13 protein-coding genes are annotated in these 18574 nt (G+C 33.0%); all 13 read right to left on the bottom strand.

The genetic code is table 11. The annotated features are described in order from the left end of the window. Positions 1 to 13: 13 nt before the first annotated feature. Complete coding sequence (locus QTL86_RS03030) at positions 14 to 4882, bottom strand: transglutaminase domain-containing protein (protein ID WP_410496436.1); 4869 nt, start codon at positions 4880 to 4882, stop codon at positions 14 to 16. 181 nt (positions 4883 to 5063) lie between these two features. Next, complete coding sequence (locus tag QTL86_RS03025; RefSeq protein ID WP_410496435.1) at positions 5064 to 6266, bottom strand: hypothetical protein; 1203 nt, start codon at positions 6264 to 6266, stop codon at positions 5064 to 5066. Between the two features lie 215 nt (positions 6267 to 6481). Further along, entirely contained in the window at positions 6482 to 7954 is a 1473-nt protein-coding gene (locus QTL86_RS03020) for a cellulase family glycosylhydrolase (protein WP_190283376.1), read from the bottom strand. 78 nt (positions 7955 to 8032) lie between these two features. Continuing rightward, entirely contained in the window at positions 8033 to 10036 is a 2004-nt protein-coding gene (locus tag QTL86_RS03015) for an endo-1,4-beta-xylanase (RefSeq protein ID WP_410496434.1), read from the bottom strand. Between the two features lie 40 nt (positions 10037 to 10076). Next, entirely contained in the window at positions 10077 to 11498 is a 1422-nt protein-coding gene (locus QTL86_RS03010; RefSeq protein WP_410496433.1) for an alpha/beta hydrolase-fold protein, read from the bottom strand. Between the two features lie 531 nt (positions 11499 to 12029). Further along, on the bottom strand, positions 12030 to 14267 hold the full coding sequence (locus QTL86_RS03005; RefSeq protein WP_410496432.1) for a DNA topoisomerase: 2238 nt from the start codon (positions 14265 to 14267) through the stop codon (positions 12030 to 12032). 202 nt (positions 14268 to 14469) lie between these two features. After that, on the bottom strand, positions 14470 to 14826 hold the full coding sequence (locus QTL86_RS03000; RefSeq protein WP_013657847.1) for a hypothetical protein: 357 nt from the start codon (positions 14824 to 14826) through the stop codon (positions 14470 to 14472). A 360-nt stretch (positions 14827 to 15186) separates the two neighbouring features. After that, a complete protein-coding gene (locus QTL86_RS02995) occupies positions 15187 to 15813 on the bottom strand; it encodes a CatA-like O-acetyltransferase (RefSeq protein WP_127067252.1) in 627 nt (208 codons plus the stop codon). A gap of 132 nt (positions 15814 to 15945) precedes the next feature. Further along, the gene (locus tag QTL86_RS02990; RefSeq protein WP_410497286.1) at positions 15946 to 16362 is read right to left on the bottom strand and encodes a pyridoxamine 5'-phosphate oxidase family protein; all 417 of its coding nucleotides are present in this window, start codon (positions 16360 to 16362) and stop codon (positions 15946 to 15948) included. Between the two features lie 144 nt (positions 16363 to 16506). Beyond that, positions 16507 to 16764, bottom strand: a complete 258-nt coding sequence (locus tag QTL86_RS02985; RefSeq protein ID WP_410496431.1) for a hypothetical protein — start codon at positions 16762 to 16764, stop codon at positions 16507 to 16509. Between the two features lie 4 nt (positions 16765 to 16768). Then, positions 16769 to 17041 carry a hypothetical protein gene (locus QTL86_RS02980; protein ID WP_410496430.1) on the bottom strand — a complete coding sequence of 91 codons (273 nt, stop codon included), beginning with the start codon at positions 17039 to 17041 and terminating at the stop codon, positions 16769 to 16771. 380 nt (positions 17042 to 17421) lie between these two features. Beyond that, on the bottom strand, positions 17422 to 17679 hold the full coding sequence (locus QTL86_RS02975; protein ID WP_410496429.1) for a hypothetical protein: 258 nt from the start codon (positions 17677 to 17679) through the stop codon (positions 17422 to 17424). 223 nt (positions 17680 to 17902) lie between these two features. Further along, positions 17903 to 18502, bottom strand: a complete 600-nt coding sequence (locus QTL86_RS02970) for a hypothetical protein (RefSeq protein WP_410496428.1) — start codon at positions 18500 to 18502, stop codon at positions 17903 to 17905. Between the last annotated feature and the right edge of the window lie 72 nt (positions 18503 to 18574).

Raw genomic sequence — 18574 nt, 5'->3', positions numbered from 1 at the left:
CCTCCTTACACTATTAGTGTTCTCTCCCATAAGCAGTAGCAACCTTTGTTTTATCATCGTCTAGATACATCTTCGTTTCATCACCTAGATACATCTTCGTTTCATCACCTAGATACATCTCCATTTGATCTAGCCATCTATTAAGTACACCTTTACTCACTTTTTCATTCTTAACCTCTATCTCAATACACTCCTCCACTACTTGTTTCCACTCCGTATAATCTGTGCTTCTACTTTCTACCAACCTACAAATCATTTCTGGTAAGTAGCCTCTATTATACTTCCATGTTACTAAACTATCATATTGGTTTTGAGTTAATTCTAGCTTTTTATTTTGAGATGCATATCCGAAATATTCTGGGTATGCATTATATAAATTAATAGTTACCTCCATATTGTTTTTTAACTCATAATTCATTAATTTAATAGCAATATTTCTATCCACACTTATATTTTTAAAATATTCCCATTTAAGTTTATAACCTCTATCTATGCACAAATTATAAATAGTAACTAATTGACCATATAAACTCGGATCTATATTTTTAACATTCTTTTCTCTAATTGATTCCATAAAAACATCTCTTCCTTTATCATAAAACTTTATGTAAGTTCCATAACCTAAGGTAATACCACCATCACCTATATCTTGAACTTTACAATATTGTCGTATCCCCTCGCAAAATAATTGATCATTAATCCGCTTCATACCATATGGTTTATTTTCAAAAGAATCCTTTTCATATGGTAATTCATAGTTTTTAAGGAATTTATATGCATCTACGCTAAGTTTCATGTTTATATCACTCAAATTATACTGTTTCCATTCCTTTAATTTATCAATGAACTTATTTAATTTTTCTTTTGTAGGTACACTGTTACATAAATCAGCATATCCAATATCTTCCCTATCAAATTCATTTTCAACTTTTCCTGTATTTTTCACATATTCATATGGAGCAACATTTCCTCTTATAAATTCATCATTATTATTGACTGCCAATATCAAATAATTTGGCATATAGGATGCTGCATTTTCTCCACTCTCTAGCATTTTTTCACTTTCTTCACAAAGTAATAAATATGAATAATCATTGTAGAAACTATATATGTGGTCTTGTTCAGTATTGCTTATGCAGATTTTTAACTCTATACTTTCTGTTGGCAATAATTCTTGTGTACCCGAACTAAATTCTACCGTTAAGCAAGAGTCAATATACTGTTTTCCTATTTCTGACAAGTCTTGGTTATCATATATTTGAGTCTTGGCTTTAAGTATATCACTTATATTCTTTTCATCTTTGCCTTTAACAACTGCACTTTGACTAATTACAATATCATTAAAACCTTCTGTATTATCGTTAGTATAATAATAGAATATCTGCAAATCAGAAAGCTTTATAGGTGTGTTACCTGTGTTTTTTACTTTTAATTCTAAAGGCATTTCAAATGAAAATGCATCTTTTACTGGCTTCATATACATTTCATATTCGGCTTTTCCTACTGAAGTCTTACCTTCACTTTCATCTAAAAATCGGATATTATCAATGCAAGCAAAGCTAAATCCGTCACTATTTCCGTTATCTTCTAATCTAAACTTAATAGTGTATTCTTTGCCTTGATACAATGAATTAAGTTGATAATGCATATTCTCCCAATCAGTAATAGCATAACTTCCGCCATTTACCTTATGTAATAGACCTTCTTTTTCTAAATAACTTGTTTCTGTCTTTAACATATAATAATGCGGATCTTCCTGTGTTACCTCTGGATATAACCAACCATAAAATGGGTCTATGCCCTCTCCTTCGATTTCTATTGCTATATTAGGTATATTAGAAGTGGTTGTCCCATAAAGCCAGTCGAATCTTAATGTGGTCGCATTCTTAGGTATAGTGACTGTTCTACTTACCTCACTATAGCCATTTTGATTCGTTAAAATACAACTCTTTTTCCCATCATAAGCTGATGATAATTTATTGTCTTCAACTACACATCCTTCTGCAATCTGAACACCCCCTACCACTTGCCATTTGCTTAAATCATTCTCGAAGCCCATTTCTGCATTAGTAGCCATTGCATTCTTACTTCCTGCTAATTTAAAGCTACTACCACCATTAAGCTCATTATATAAACTCACCTGTGCCGTTGATGTAGATACGTTATCTATCACTAATGCTTTCATGAGTTCTACTGCATTTTCTACGGCCTGTGCATTACTAATTACAGAACTATAACCATAATAAGCGGCAGCGCCATGATTTAGAAAAGCATTGCTTAACTGGTCTGTAGCTAAACTTTCACACGAGTTATTTATAACAATACTATTGGCTAATGTTCCTAAATTGTTTTCAAACCACTTATCTGACATTAGATAATAGCATTTATATGTTTTATTAACCACATCAAGTTCATACATCCCCATTATCTCTTCCGATACGAATTCATTTCTATATTTATAATAAGCGTTAGAATACATTTTATCCTCTTTTGGATTGTACCAAACGCCAGTTCCATCAGCTGCTAAATATTTTCCATCCAATCCATGAGAAATAAAAATAATAATACCATAATCATTAATTTTCTTTAATGATTCTATATTCGCTTGTTTGTCAGTTAAAACATCTACTTGAAAGTCTATTTTTGACTCTTCAAGCATCTTTTTTATAGCCTCAACTTCTGTATGATTTCCCCAGTCAGTTTCACAAGGTGACCATATAAGTACTTTATTAGATGAGATATCAACGTATTCCCATTTTTCATCAGAAACAGATGCCACTATATTTCCTGGTTTTCCACCCCTACTTTTTAAACTATTGTCTTCTTCATCCTCTACCCGGATATAATTTTCTACTCCACCTTTGTATGTTATTCTTATTCCTTCGTCCTCTACCCATATTTTCTCTACTATATCTGCTCGAATGAGAAAATCACTCAATACTTCAATAAGCTCTTTAGATGATAAATTTTCATTGGTCGCAAAAATCTCATCTATCTTTTGACTCATTAATTCATTAAATCGGTCTATTTCTTCTAAATTTACATCTGTATAATTAACAACAAATGCACTTTCATCTGTCTTTCCTGTATTATCTGTTGCAACGACCTTACAATTTATCTCACCTAATGGCATGTCAGCAAAGTCTATTATGGAAGAATATTGGTTTTCCTCATCCTTTAGTAACTGTCCCTTGCTCATCCATTCTTCATTTTCATCTTGTATCCATAGGTCAATACTTTTTATCTCTTTTTTCTTTCGTACTTTAGCCGATATTTTATTTTCTGTATTCTCATAAGAAAAGACTGCTCTCTTCTCTATCTTGGTATCTAAAATGATATCATCTATGCCACAATTAACTACGGTAACATGAGCTTTACAAATCACATCTCCTGCTGTGGTACACAAGAATATGTCCGTTTCACCTATACCAACTGTTTTAAACTGATTTCCAGCCACTGCTACAATCTTCTCATTTGAACTCTTTAATACAATATGCTCCTTATCCACTGCAGTAAATGGAATAATTCTTTCTGACGAGTCATTAATGTTTAACTCTAATTCTTCTTCATTAAAATAAGCTTCTCCTGAACTCTTTCCTGCTACAATAATCTGATAAAGTGTTTGGTACTCCTGTATATCCCTAATTGTATCTAAGTATTTAACATTTGCTACTGGGTACTCTGCCTCATTATACTCATGACTTGAAAATTTTAGTACTTCTTCTGTATTCAAAAGATAATACGTATAAGGATATCTACCTATACCCGCTGCATGAGTTGTATCTACATGATACCAGTTTCCATCCACCTTGATTAAATTCCATGCATGCGTATCATTTTTAACAACTCTGCTCTCGATTCCTGCAAGAGTACATAATTGATATGTTAAGTTAGCATATCCATCACATATTGTGTTTTTATTAGCTAGTACATCATATAATTGATAATGGGTATAAGTGTAGTCATAAGAATAATTCTTTACCACATAATCAAAAATGCTCTTTACTTTTTCGTGTTCGTTCATAGATGCACTTGTTATATCATTAATAATATATGCCAATTGTTGTTTTACAAAAGCTTGCTTATTGCCTTCTTCTTCCCCTAACTCACTATCATAAGTAATTGTTAGTAGTAAACACTGTCCTACTTCACTTGTGTTAGTAGTATATTCCCAGCTATTAACCGAATCTATTAGTGGTGTTTGATTATTTATTTTACTCTTAATAGCAGCTATCATTTGAACAACTTCATCATTTGTCCCTAAATACTTTACTTCTACTTGCTTTTGCTTACTTTGAAATGCTGTTCTTAATTTATTTTCTAAATCGCTTTGTACATCTTCCTTTGTTTTATATAATATATTTAATTTAACCTTGAGTATGCCATCAATTATTTCAGAACTCATTGTATAAGAATCTATGCCAAAAGCTGCTGTCTCCATAATTGGTTCAACAATAGCTATCACGTCTGTATCTAACTTACAACTCAGTTCAAGTGTCACTTTTCTTTGGTTAATTCCTTCTTGTATTTCACTCTGTATAAGTTCTTTTTCATCTTTATACTTAACCTCTACAGTAATCCTTACTATTTCTCCTTGTAGAATATAAGATACGGTATATGTTTTAATGCTATTTTCTTCTTCCTTTAGTTTCTCCATAAATGTGGCAACATCATTTGGATCACCTTTAAAATTAAACTCTATAATTTGCTGTTTGTTCTGTACAGCCTCTTGTATCATTTGCTCTATATTTTCATCTACCTGTATCTCTTCTTTATAAATAAAGCTTATTTTTACAGCTATCATTCCTTCTAACTGTACATAGGATATACCATAACTTTTTACTCTGTGTTCTATCTCTCCTAAAACTTTATTAATACACACTCCTACTTCTTCTATGGTTCCTGCATAATTAAATGCTACTTCTACTTTTTTACTTTGTACACCTTCTTTTATTACCTTTTCTATATCTGTCTCTACATTTACCTCTGGTTCCTCTGTTGTCTCTCTATAAGTAAAACTTATTTTTACAGCTATTATTTCTTCTAACTGTGCATAAGATAAACTATAATTTTTTTACACTATGTTCTATCTCTCCTAAAACCTTACTAATACATGTCCCTACTTCTTCTATTGTCCCTGCATAATTAAATGCTACTTCTGCTTTTTTACTTTGTACGCCTTCTTTTATTACCTTTTCCATATCTGTCTCTACATTTACCTCTGGTTCCACTGTTGCCTCTCTATAGGTGAAACTTATTTTTACAGCTATTATTTCTTCTAACTGCGCATAAGATAAACTATAATTTTTTACACTATGTTCTATCTCTCCTAAAACCTTACTAATACACGCCCCTACTTCTTCTATCGTCCCTGCATAATTAAATGCTACTTCTGCTTTTTTACTTTGTACGCCTTCTTTTATTACCTTTTCTATATCTGTCTCTACATTTACCTCTGGTTCTACTGTTGTCTCTCTATAGGTAAAACTTATTTTTACAGCTATCATTTCTTCTAACTGTGCATACGATAAACTATAATTTTTTACACTATGTTCTATCTCTCCTAAAACCTTACTAATACACGCCCCTACTTCTTCTATGGTTCCTGCATAATTAAATGCTACTTCTGCTTTTTTACTTTGTATACCTTCTTTTATTACCTTTTCTATATCTGTCTCTACATTTACCTCTGGTTCTACTGTTGTCTCTCTATAGGTAAAACTTATTTTTACAGCTATCATTTCTTCTAACTGTGCATACGATAAACTATAATTTTTTACACTATGTTCTATCTCTCCTAAAACCTTACTAATACACGCCCCTACTTCTTCTATTGTTCCTGCATAATTAAATGCTACTTCTGCTTTTTTACTTTGTATACCTTCTTTTATTACCTTTTCTATATCTGTCTCTACATTTACCTCTGGTTCTACTGTTATCTCTCTATAAGTAAAACTTATTTTTACATACAGTGTTTCCCCTGATTTTCCATAGCTCATACTATAGCTTTTCACATTATTGTTTACTTCACTTAGTACTTTAGCTACACTTGCTTGTACCTCTTCTATTGTCCCATTATACTTAAACTCAACTATCTCTTGCTTGCCCACTACTCCTCCCTTAATTAACTCCTCCACTTGAGCACTCAATAACACATCCTCATCGTACTCTGATAGTACATATTCTGCTGCTTTAATTTCATACGGTACTAATGCTGTAATCATTACTACATAACTTAATACATAACAAATTATTTTTTTAATCAAAATTCTCCCCTCCTATTTTGTTTTAATTTTATAAATAATTTTAATATAAAGAATTATTTTAGTCAATTTTTATACTATTTGCTTTATCATCCCAAAAAAAAGAGGAGATTGTTAGATATTTTCACCTAACAATCCCCCCTTTTATCTAAATAAACTCATTTTCCCAATTAAAACATCCAGTCACTTCATTCTTAATGTATTTGATTGCTTGTAAGCTACTTAAGTGTTTGACCTGTAACAGTTACTTGAGCTGGGCCACTTCCAAGGTTACAACCAAAAGTATAGCTTTCTCCTGCTGCTAAATGAGGCTGCCAATCTGGGTTTGAAATCGTATAGGTATTACCTACTTGGTTTACAAGTGTTGCACTCCAAAGTGATGTAATAGAACGATCTAAGGTAAAGGTACAAGTCCATCCATTTAATGCTTTCCCTGTTAAATTGGTTACTGTAATATTGGCTGTTGCTCCTGAGGTCCAATCAGATATAATTTGCACTTTAACCATATCACCTGTTTGTGGTGTTGTTGGTGTTGGTGTTGGTGTTTCTGTGCCACCTCCAGGTACTGCTGAACCTGCATATTTAATAACAGCGCCTGCCACACTCTTTCTCGTCCAGCTACATGAATTACGATCTAATAAGCCAAAAGATTCTCCATCATTTTTATGATAGTTATTATCCCACCATACACATTTGATACCATATTGAGTTGCAAGACTTACATAGTCTTTTACCCATTTTACTACTTCACTTTCATTATTCTTATGTACTGCACCAAATTCTGTAATGATAACTGTTACCCCTTTACTTATAAGTGAGGTATTTAGATTATTCATGAGATACTCTATATCAGATTTTCCTGAGCCGTCCCAAGTCGTACGGGCCCAACTTGGGTTACCTTCTGGCCTAAATGTAAAGCCATATGGCGTATAAGCATGAATGGCAACCATAATGTTTTTATCACTAGGAATTTTAAAACCAGAAAGACCATTTGGATCTCCATTATTGCCATAAGGACAGATAATAAGACATCTTTTTGCATTATTGCCCCCCGTTTTACGTACTGCATCAATAAATGCTTGATTTAAAACATTAACGGCAGCTCTACCATCTGCATCTCCACCACTCCATTCATTACTACTTCCAACAATCCTTGGTTCATTCATGCCCTCAAAAAGTAAGTGATCTCCATAGGCTTTGAATCTCTCTGCAATTTGAGTCCAAATAGCTACCAGCTGTTTCTGAGAAGCATCAAGTGTTGCTGATTGAGGTTTTAACCAAGATGTTTCATGATGTGTATCAAGTAGCACATACATGCCATCTGCCATAGCATAGTCCACCACTTCTTGTACACGATTCATCCAAGCTGTATCTATCGTGTAGTTAGGTGCACTTCCTACATGTTCTCCCCATGAAACAGGAATTCTAATCGTATTAAATCCTTCATTTTTTACAGCATCGATCATGGCTTTGGTTGTTTTAGGATTTCCCCAATAAGTTTCATTATTTAATGAATAAGTACCATATGCATCTAATGAGTTTCCTAAGTTCCATCCTGCTGTCATTTCTTTTGCAATTGCAGCAGGCGTAATGTCCCTCATTGTTCCACGTACATCAGCTGCAGAAACAGCCGTTCCTCCACCTACGAGCAAACATAGGCCCATAAATATACTTAACAACTTCTTTTTCATTTTTTTGCCTCCTTCTGCCATTTCATTTTACTTGTAATCTTCTTTATTGCTTCGTCATTCCTTTGTTTCTTATCCTGCTTATTTTAAAGAAGCATTGGTAGCTGTTACAGTTGCTGGACCACTGCCAAGGTTACAGCCAAAAGTATAGCTTTCTCCTGCTGCTAAATTAGGCTGCCAATCTGGATTAGCAATCGTATAGGTACTACCTACTTGACTTACAAGTGTTGCACTCCAAAGTGATGCAATAGGACGATTTAGGGTAAAGGTACAGGTCCATCCATTTAATGCTTTTCCTGTTAAATTGGTCACTGTAATATTAGCTGTTGCTCCTGAAGTCCAATCTGATACAATTTGTACTTTAATCATATCACCTGTTTGTGGCACTTCTGGTTCAGTTGGTGTTTCTGGCGTACTTCCACCTGGGGCTGAGCAAGATTCAAATAGCCATGTTTGATTGGTAGCACCATAGTAAGTATAGGCCTGAACATTAGCACCATCTGTTGTAGCTTTATTAGATACATCTAATCCCCTAATATCAGTCGTACATTTTAAAACAATACCGTAAACGCCACTTTGTGATGTAGGCAATACTTTAAATAATTGCGCACTTGTATTATTGGCTTCATAGGTTTGGATGTTAGTACCATTTTCATCTTTGCCATAGGCAACATCTAACATATAGCCATTGCCATTTTTAAGTGTCACATAACCCTCACCCTTGTTGACAAGTTGCCATTTTTGTCCTGCAACGCCTGAGCCTGTACCAATTTCTACGTTTTGGCCATTTGCACCTACATTATCTTTTACCTGAAGGTATTTTTGTGCATTCACATTTTTAATGTAATACCAGCCATCTTTTAATGTGGCATAATTTGAATTTGGAGTTGGTGTTGGACTTGGTGTTGGATTAACTTGGCTTCCTGAATCTGTATAAGCTTTGAGCACAGAATAGTAAGATGCTTTTGGTGTTCCACCAACAGTCTTATATAGTAATGGATTGTCTTTTGAAATCCATGAATTACTATCTGCAAGTCCCCAGAAGGTAATACCTGTAATATTAGAACCAGATTTTTTAGCTTTGATTAATTCTGAAAAGAGATTATAGCAATAATCTGCTTGAACCTGATCAGAAGTATTAGCAATATCTAGCTCTGTAATTTGAATTTCAAATCCTGCATTTGTAAACTTCTTTACAGCATCCATGTAATAAGATACACTTGGAAAATTCGTTCCAACATGTGACTGCATACCTACACCATTACAAATTTTCTTATCACTATTGATGAACTTAACTAATTCAACAATTTTATCAGACACCATGTATGTATTGTAATCATTATAGAATAAACTTACAGAATTTGTGAGTCCACGTTCAGCAAGTACCTGATTGGCAAATTGAAAGGCTTTTTTAACAAAGCTTGCTTTTGTATTTACCGGACCATAAATTTGTATCCAACCTGATTTAGAATCTGCATGTAAGTACTCATTAACGACATCCCATGCATAAACAACACTTCCATATTTGCTTGAATAGACATGATTCATATAAGACTTAACATAAAATTCTAAACGTGCATCCATGACTGCTTGACTGACATAGCCACCATTTTTGCTATAATCACTTCTGAAATACCAATCTGGTGTTTGTGCATGCCATACTAAAGTATGTGCACGTAATGCTATCCCATTTTCATAACAGGTTTTTAAAACATTATCTACTTGATTAAAATTAAGTTTTGGCACTGTACTTTCTGTATAATTACTTGGGATATAGTATCCTAAGGCCTTAGCTTGTGCTACAGAAATCAAAGTAGGTGACCAATTACTTAAAATATAATCTGGCTTCATTTCATTTCCTATAGTTGTACTATTGTACTCTTTCTTTAAAGCATTAAATGCATTAGCATTATATAACTCATCATAAACAACTGAAGCCCCTATTTTACCAAATAATTGTCCATATGTATTTAAGAGTGTCGTATCAGTTGCTGCTGCATTTACTGCATTACTAGTTCCCATCGTCAATATCATCATCAAGGCTAAAAACAAGGATACTACTTTACTGTGCTTTTTAATAAACATAAAATCCATCTCCTATCGTTTTCATAATATAAATCATCCATTATTTAAATAAATACTGACAAAAATGATAAAGTCCGTTATTCCAAACCCCAAAATTATGATCTCCATTCATGGTGTACCAGAAGTGTTGTACATTATTTTTCACTAGGGTATCATGATAGTAAGTAGGTACTGTACCCACTACACTATCCGTATTACCATTACATATTAAAACTACTTTAGGTACATTAGCACCTTGTGGTATTGTAAATTCACTTTCTCTAAACTGTCCTGGATAATTCAATCCCTTATCTGGAAGTAATCCCGGAGCAGGTGAGAATGCACCTATATACCCAAAGGTATCTAACATAGAAAATCCAACAAACAATGACTCACGTCCACCCATGGATAAACCTGCAATAGCTGTATTTTGAGGACCAGTTTTTATGGAATAATTTTGTGCAATAAAAGGCATTAAATCGCCTCTTAAATCATTAATAAAATTATCAAAAGCCACAATATTTTCTGCACTTAAAGCATTCGATGGTACCCCATCGTTTTTACTCGCACGGATATTAGGAATAACCACAATCATTTCCTGCGCTTTACCACTTTTTATTAAATTACCAATAATATTATTTGCACCACCATATAACCACTCATCTTCAGTTCCTCCTATACCATGTAATAAATAAAGTACAGGATATGTTTTATCCTTTGAATAGTTAACTGGCGTAATAATATTACATTTCCTCATGGTACCTGTGGTTTTAGAATAATAACTTACTTTTTCAAGCTTACCATATAGATTACCTTCTATATATTTGTCAAAATTACTTGGTACATCATAAGGATTAATAGGTACATCATATATATTTCCTTGTGTTGGCTCACTACCTCCTGTCGAAGGTTGTTCCCCTTCCGAAGGATTTTGTTCCTGATAATTAGTCATACTTATAATATTTCCATCATATAGTATCTCTGCTAAATATGCTGAAAAACCATTTATTTTTGACCAATCTTTATTAGCGATACGTATTGAAATATTCATGCTACCTGTACCTACGCCTAGTGACCCTGTTTCATTCACTTTTAAGGTACACAAATACTTCCCATTCACCTTTTTTATACTCATATCCACTTTCGAAGTTAAGTCACTGTACCAAGGTGCCACATTTAACTGTAAAGCTGCATGATCACACCACATATTCATTTCTTTATCTTGTGACTGATTAAAATAATAACGAATTTCTAATTTAGATAAATCAATGGGTGTTTTAGTTGCATTAACTGTATAAGTTTGATTAATCGTTTCACTTATTGTTGTTGTATTGGCCACATCAATACCTATTTGGGATGAATATATAGCATTCACCGTTTGTACATTATTTGCATTTACTGTTGTTGCTAAAACGTTTCCAACTATATTTGTGGTAGCTAATACAATACTTCCTATAATCCCTATCATTTTCTTCCTGTTCATCTCATACCTCCTATAACTAATAACATCTATATCTATCAGAACTAAGTATCTACCCTCCTTTATCTTTAATAAACTCTAGGAATTTCCAACCTGTATCTTTCAAGGTTTTTAGTTCCTATATTTTAAAAATCGCCACCTTTCACTTAAACCTATGGATCAATATCTCCATTTATAGTAAAGTCAGTTGATTGTAATACTATTTTTCAAGCAAAGGCGATTTTAAATATGACCTGTTATTTCTATACTCATAATGTTCTTCAAGATACTTAGGAAAATCTCATTAGATGCTGACAGGTTGTTACCTAACAAATATCTTATACCAAAACATTTCAAGGTCGAATTAGATTCATCTCCTGCCTAGAGTGTATTTAGATATTCCTTTCTATTACTATAATGTAAAAAAAAACATTTAGGATCATAGACTCACAATATGTTTTTTTTTTAGATATAACATGTTGTCATCTATAGTCATTTGACACACAAAAAAAGCTACTAATGAAGATCATCATTTCATTAGTAGCTTTTTTATCTTTATATAAATTCTTGTTCCCAGTTAAAGTATCCTGTCTGATCATTTTTAACATATTTAAGATAAGCTGCATACGTATTACCATTACGCCCCTTGAGATTACGAAAGCCCACCTTTCCATTTTTAAGTAATAGTTCTACCATTTGACGTGTGACAGTCTTCCCTAACATTGTAATATACTTATCATTTTTCCAAATGGTGTACTTACAACCGCTCTTCCAGTTCACGCAACCAAATGCTTTTTCATTTTCTACTACAGCATTCCCACACACAGGACAAACCCCTACTGGCTCCATATCTTTAGGCACTTCAACTTTTGTACCGCTTAATACCCTTGTATCATTTTTAATAGCCTCAACAGCTTCTTCTGTAAAGGCTTTAATCATACTTAAGAATTCATCCTTTTGGAATTTACCCTTTTCAATATCAGATAAAGTTTTCTCCAATCGCCCTGTATATTCAAGGTCAAGTAACTGCTTTGCTGGAAATGTTTCTACAAGAGCTTTTCCTAGGTCTGTACATACTAGACTTTTTCCTTTTGCCCTAATATATTCCGCATCTTTTAGTTTCTTAATCGTTTCTGCACGCGTAGCAGGTGTTCCAATACTAAAACCACTTAGGATACTTGCCATCATCTTGAGGGTATCTTCTTCACTTTCTTCTTTTCCCTCTTCTTTTTCATCTCCCTTAAAGCTTTTTCCACATGTCTCCATCACTCGAAGTAGTGTTTTTTCTGTATGCGCTTTAGGTGGTTTTCTAGTTACTTCAGCCACATTAGCATTTTTCACTTCTACCAGTTCATCTTGTGTCACTTGTGGTAATAAAGTATCCTTGTTTTCCTTGCCTTCTTTGGTGCCTTTAGCTTCAAATTTTTCTACAATACGCCAGCCTTCTACTAGTTGTACTTTTCCTTTTGAAATAAATACACCTTTTAAGCTTTCTTCTGGCACATCAATAATCTTAGTAATCAACTTCGTTTCTTCAAATTCTGCTATAGGCAAGAATTGCATAAGGAAACGATTTTTAACAGCATTATAAACCACCTGTTCATCTGGTGTTAAACTTTTAGGTATGATATAAGTTGGAACAATAGCACTATGGCTTTCTACCTTACTATTATCAAATATACGTTTATGATCTACAAAACAAATTTGACTTTCATAAGGAAGACCTATTTTAAGTGTATCTAACACCTTTTTGGTTCTTCCCTTTAAACTTTCCTCTAAAGCCAAACTCCCCGTTCTAGGATAAGTAATATATTTCTTTTCATAAAGAGATTGTGCCACCTTTAGCACTTTATCAGAAGTCCAACCTTTATATTTACTTGTAATATACCCTTGCAAATTAGACAAATTAAATAAAAATGGTGCATATTCCTTCTTTTTCTCTATTTGCTTTTCTACAATTTGCGCTGGCTTATTTTTGATAAGTTCTACCATGCTCTCTAAAGTAGCTTTATTGTCGAACTTCTCATTATCTTTGCCTTCCTCATCCTTTTCATAATAAGTTCCTTCAAATACTTCATTTTGGCTCGTTTTAAAATTTGCCAGAAGCTTATAGTAAGTAGATGCTTCAAACTGCTCAATTTCTTTATCTCGGTCATAAATAATTTTTAAAGTTGGCAATAATACCCTACCAATATTTAAGATTTTTTTACTGCCCGAGTTATATTTCACTGTTGCAACCGATGTTAGATTAATCCCAATCATCCAGTCTGCCCATTGCCTTCCAATCCCTGCATCTTGAAGTGATTTCATTTCTTCATTAGGCCTTAATTGACTAATGCCCTTTTTCACTTCTTCTGGTGTCCACTCATTTAAAAGTATACGATATATAGGTTTCTTTTCATTAAAATATAAAAAGATCTCATCCCCAATAACTTGCCCTTCCCGGTCAAAGTCAGTTGCTGAAATAACACCTTCCACATCTTCTCTATCTATCAGGTCCTTTATAATATTGAGCTGTTTTCTAGCGCCCGCATCTTCTATCGCTTTATTCTTGCCATCACTTTTTACTTTATATTTAAATTCCTCAGGAATAAAAGGAAATTTTTCAAGACGCCAGCTTTTCATACTTTCGTCATAGTCTTTTGCGTCATAAAGTTGCAATAAGTGTCCAAAGGCCCATGTAATCAGATAGTCTTCTCCTTCATAATAGCCATCTCTTTTCGTTTTAATATCAAATGCATCTGCTATATTTTTAGCTACTGAAGGTTTTTCTGCAATGATTACCTTTTTCATTATTAACGCTCCTCCTATTAATCTTATGCAACATGTCTACCTAACCTTTCCTATTCGATAAAATAGACACAAGAAGATTCGTTGTGTCTAGGGATAAGTTCATGTAATTGTATTTATTGTAACATATTTCTGTTAAAAATGCATCCCCTGTGAATGAAGGCCTAAAAAGGAGCCATTGCTCACTTGCAACAGCTCCCCCGCCTTACTCTTCTTCTTTTGCTTCTGAAGTTTTTTCTACTGAATCTGTTTTCTCATCCTCAGCATAGTTCATAAAATCTTTAATCTTAACATATTCTATGTCATCGTCATCATCTTCATAGATGCTTTCATCAAACTCTTCATAGTTTTCATCTAACTCATCAAAGTCGTCATCAAAGTATTCGTAATGCTCTTCTAAGTCTTTTTCTCTTTTCTTTGCGATCCAAATGACAATAGCTACTAATACAGCGACAACACCAATGGCTACAGCAATCCATGCGCCTTTTTTACGATCGTCTTTTCTCATTAGTTCTCTAACCTCCTCAACTGTTAGTGGGAACTCTTTCCATCTTGTTTTCATAGTCTCAGCTCCTTTTCGTTCCGTATAGAACATTATACCAATTTCTAAGTTTTATAACAATATCAATATCATTTTTCCTATCTCATTATTTTATCTGATTTTATTTAAATTATACAGAATAACTAAGAGATAGCAAGATTTGAATACTATATTAATTCCTACGTTTTTTTTATTATATCATAGTTATATAAATTTTTTTTAAATTTTTGTTAGGGAATCTCTTCTATACTTACGACGCAACACAAGTAAAATTCACACTGAAATCTCAAGCATAACAAAGCCGCTTTAGATATTCATCTCTTAAAGCGGCTTTTATTATACTCTTTTATATATGCTTCTTCTCTATCTTACATCAATCATTTACATTTCGTTTAAATAGGCTTGTAATTTCTCTGCTAATTTTCCCATATGTACACCGTCAACGAAGGAATGGTGGGCTTGAACAGAGAAAGGTAATCTGTATCTTCCATCTTTTTCATACATCTTCCCCCAATCAAACATAGGTACGGCATTGTATTTTTTCCCAGAATCCGTATGTGAAATATGAGTGAAAGAAATCCAAGGGATTGAAGAAAATTGATAGATATCATTTCCCATAGGACCAGTAAAATATTCTTTTTGATTGTCATTTACCTTTTTTGCTGCTACTTGAAAAGCTTCCATAGAATCTGTCATTTCAACAACTATATTTTTCATTAATTCTGTCTCTTGATTTAAGTAGGTAAAGGAGGTCTTAATATCTTTATATAACACAACATTGCCATCTTCAAACCGGTATCTAAATTCTTCGATCTCATTTGCTGCTTTGGAAATCATATAAACCATTGCAAAGGTAAAAGACCATTTGTTCGCTTTGATTACTTGGTAAAAATGTGTCACATCCAATTCAAAACTAATATCATATTTGGGATTTGCATACTCTTTAAAAATCTGACAGTGCATAGCCCTTTTCCAATTGCTTAAATCAACTATCTCATAACTACTCATATCATTTTCTCCTATCAGTCACTTTACTTCCTATTATCTCTTGTTTTACCCTCAGTCATCTTATAAATATATAAATATTTAACTTGATTAATCAGCTCAAGAAAACATTTTAATATATTCTTTCCTAAGAACTTAAACATTAAAATCCTCAGATTTAAATTGACTATAAAACCTACCACTATGTATAGTTATACGGAGCACACAATGATCTGGGTCTGCCACTCCCTTGGAATAGTACATGGTATCTCCTTCTTGCCATATCATTTCTTTACTTTCTTTATCTTCTAGCACCTCCACTGTCCCTTTTAACATCACCCCTCTAAAGAAACGCTTATCACAGAAATAAAGACAGGCTTTAGGATTACTTTTATATTGTTGGACACGCATAGATGAGGTATTGGTAGAAAAGTAAAACACCTTAATACCTTCTCTTCTCCGAGGTGGTAACATAGCTTTTGTATTTGGAAAGCCTTCCTCATCTACTGAACTAATAAAAGCCACTCCTTGCTTATCAATTAAATTACCTATTGTTTGTTCTGGGTTTCTCATCATCCTATTTTCCTCCTCATTACCTTTTAACTCATTTACTCATATTTCGCTCTCATTTAACTAACATTTTTTAATTATAGCTCTATTATGTTATGTATATATTCTGAATACCTAGAATGACCTAATCACTAATCTTAGCACAGGTTAGTTTCCTTGAATTAATTCATAGGCATGCTCATAATCATTCCTATGGACATAAATATAGTACATGTAGCTAAATTCGCTTCTTTCACCGAAACTACCCTTAACTCCTCTTCCCCTGCCTGGAAATTCTGAATTATTATGATTAATAGTTTTATATGTATAACTAATATTATTCGCTACAAGTATACTACGAATATTGCTAAACTTGTTCATAGAATGCCCTACATAAACTTCTTTTCTATTCCAAAATCCAATCATGTTCTTATTCTCCCAAAATAGTAAGTACATAGGTTAGAAACCAAAATATAACACTACCAATGCCAAACCAACTATATAAACTATTCTTATATTCTTTATACCTATCCTTTTTATTCATACCCTTAATATTAACAAGAATGACTCCTAGGATCACTATAACAAAACCTACTTGTGATGCCCACCGTGGTAATACTTTTAGTATATAAAAGATATTTAATATCGCACTTACTATAAATATTGCAACAATACATCTTGCTAATTGGTCTGTCCGTTTCATGATAACTTACCTCCTTTATATTGTCTAATAACTTTCTATTTAATCTCATTTATAGTCTATTGCTTAACTCACTACCATTCCATCATATATCAGCTACAAATACTATCATCTTGATAATTCTATAGCCCTAATAATCATTTTCTCTAATATAGTAAGCATTTGTTCTATATTATCCGCATTCCACTATAACTTTATATGCTAGATCGATACTTTAGTCCCAGTAAGATTAAGTAAATACCCTTCTTTCTCTTATAACTTTTTATATACTAGTTCCGTATGACTTTAATGCATTCTATGCACTTATTACTTCTCTTAAAAGTAGCACATAACTTTATTTAATTACCTTTTATTCTCCAATATAATATATGTGCATCTTAACATTACATAAAAATCTTATTTGTAACTAATACCACTAGTATTACAAACAATATAGCAATAAGCCATCTAGCCCCCTTAAAATTTATTTCCTGTCTCCCTAATAAACTAATTCCCGAAGCCGTAAAAAACACACAGACATCCTCCCAATAATTCTTCCCTTGAAAAATAATGAGTATTAACTCCATTATTCCAATTCCCAAAAATGCATAGCCTAATATGCCATTTATCTTATATATCTTGCTCCTCTTTCTATGCTCCATTTTACTTCTCCCTTACATATTTCGTTATTATCTATTTTTCTAGTAGATAAGCATTACAAGATTTCCAGAAACTTATGCTATCTATTTCAAAACTCTTATAGTCAAATTTCACTCTACTTTTTTAGCAGTTAGTTTTATCACACTTCATATAGCCTCTTGCCTCAACAATAATTTTTCATAACTAGTTACTTCATGATATGCCCCAAAGCTAATTACTTTATCATTATCTTGAAATCTCAAAACGTACCTTAAGAGATTCTAAACCCAGCTCATCTTCTTTTGCTAATCGTATCGTTTCAATGGGCACACCATACTGCTCTATAACTTTTTTCGGATCTGCCCAACCATTATTAAATTCCTTTTCCGTTAGTCGCCTTATTTCTGTTTCTTTAAATTCAAAATAATAAGTTTCTCCAATAGTCAACCCTTTAGCACGTTCTTCCCCTACAAAAATAGTAAATGGACCATCTTGAAAACAAGTTACAATAGCCACCTGAGGAGTAGTAAAATCAAGACAATAATCAGGCATAACATCACGTACCGTAGCACTAAATCCTCCCACAACTTTAGTTGGAATGGTTGCTTCTTGATACTCATCAAGAGCTTCTTTTAATGTTGCATTCTCAACTAATAACTGATTATACTGCTCTAAAGTAGTATTATACTTATCTAGATACTTATCAAGTTGAGCTTTCAATTCCTCATTCTGCTCTAATAAATTGTTCTGTTCGCTCTGTGAAATTTCTGCACCAGAGCATCCCACACATCCAAATGCTATCAAAAAGGATAACATTATATTTGGTATATATTTTATGTGCCTCATTAACTTCCTCCTTTGTACCTCCATCCATTAATGTATTATCGCAATTATTAGCCCTGTTAATAAACATGGCCT

This window comes from Cellulosilyticum sp. ST5, from assembly GCF_046529625.1.
GTDB classification, from domain to species: domain Bacteria; phylum Bacillota; class Clostridia; order Lachnospirales; family Cellulosilyticaceae; genus Cellulosilyticum; species Cellulosilyticum lentocellum.
The sequence above is the reverse complement of the archived record's forward strand: the minus strand, read 5'-3'. Positions and strand labels throughout refer to the sequence as shown.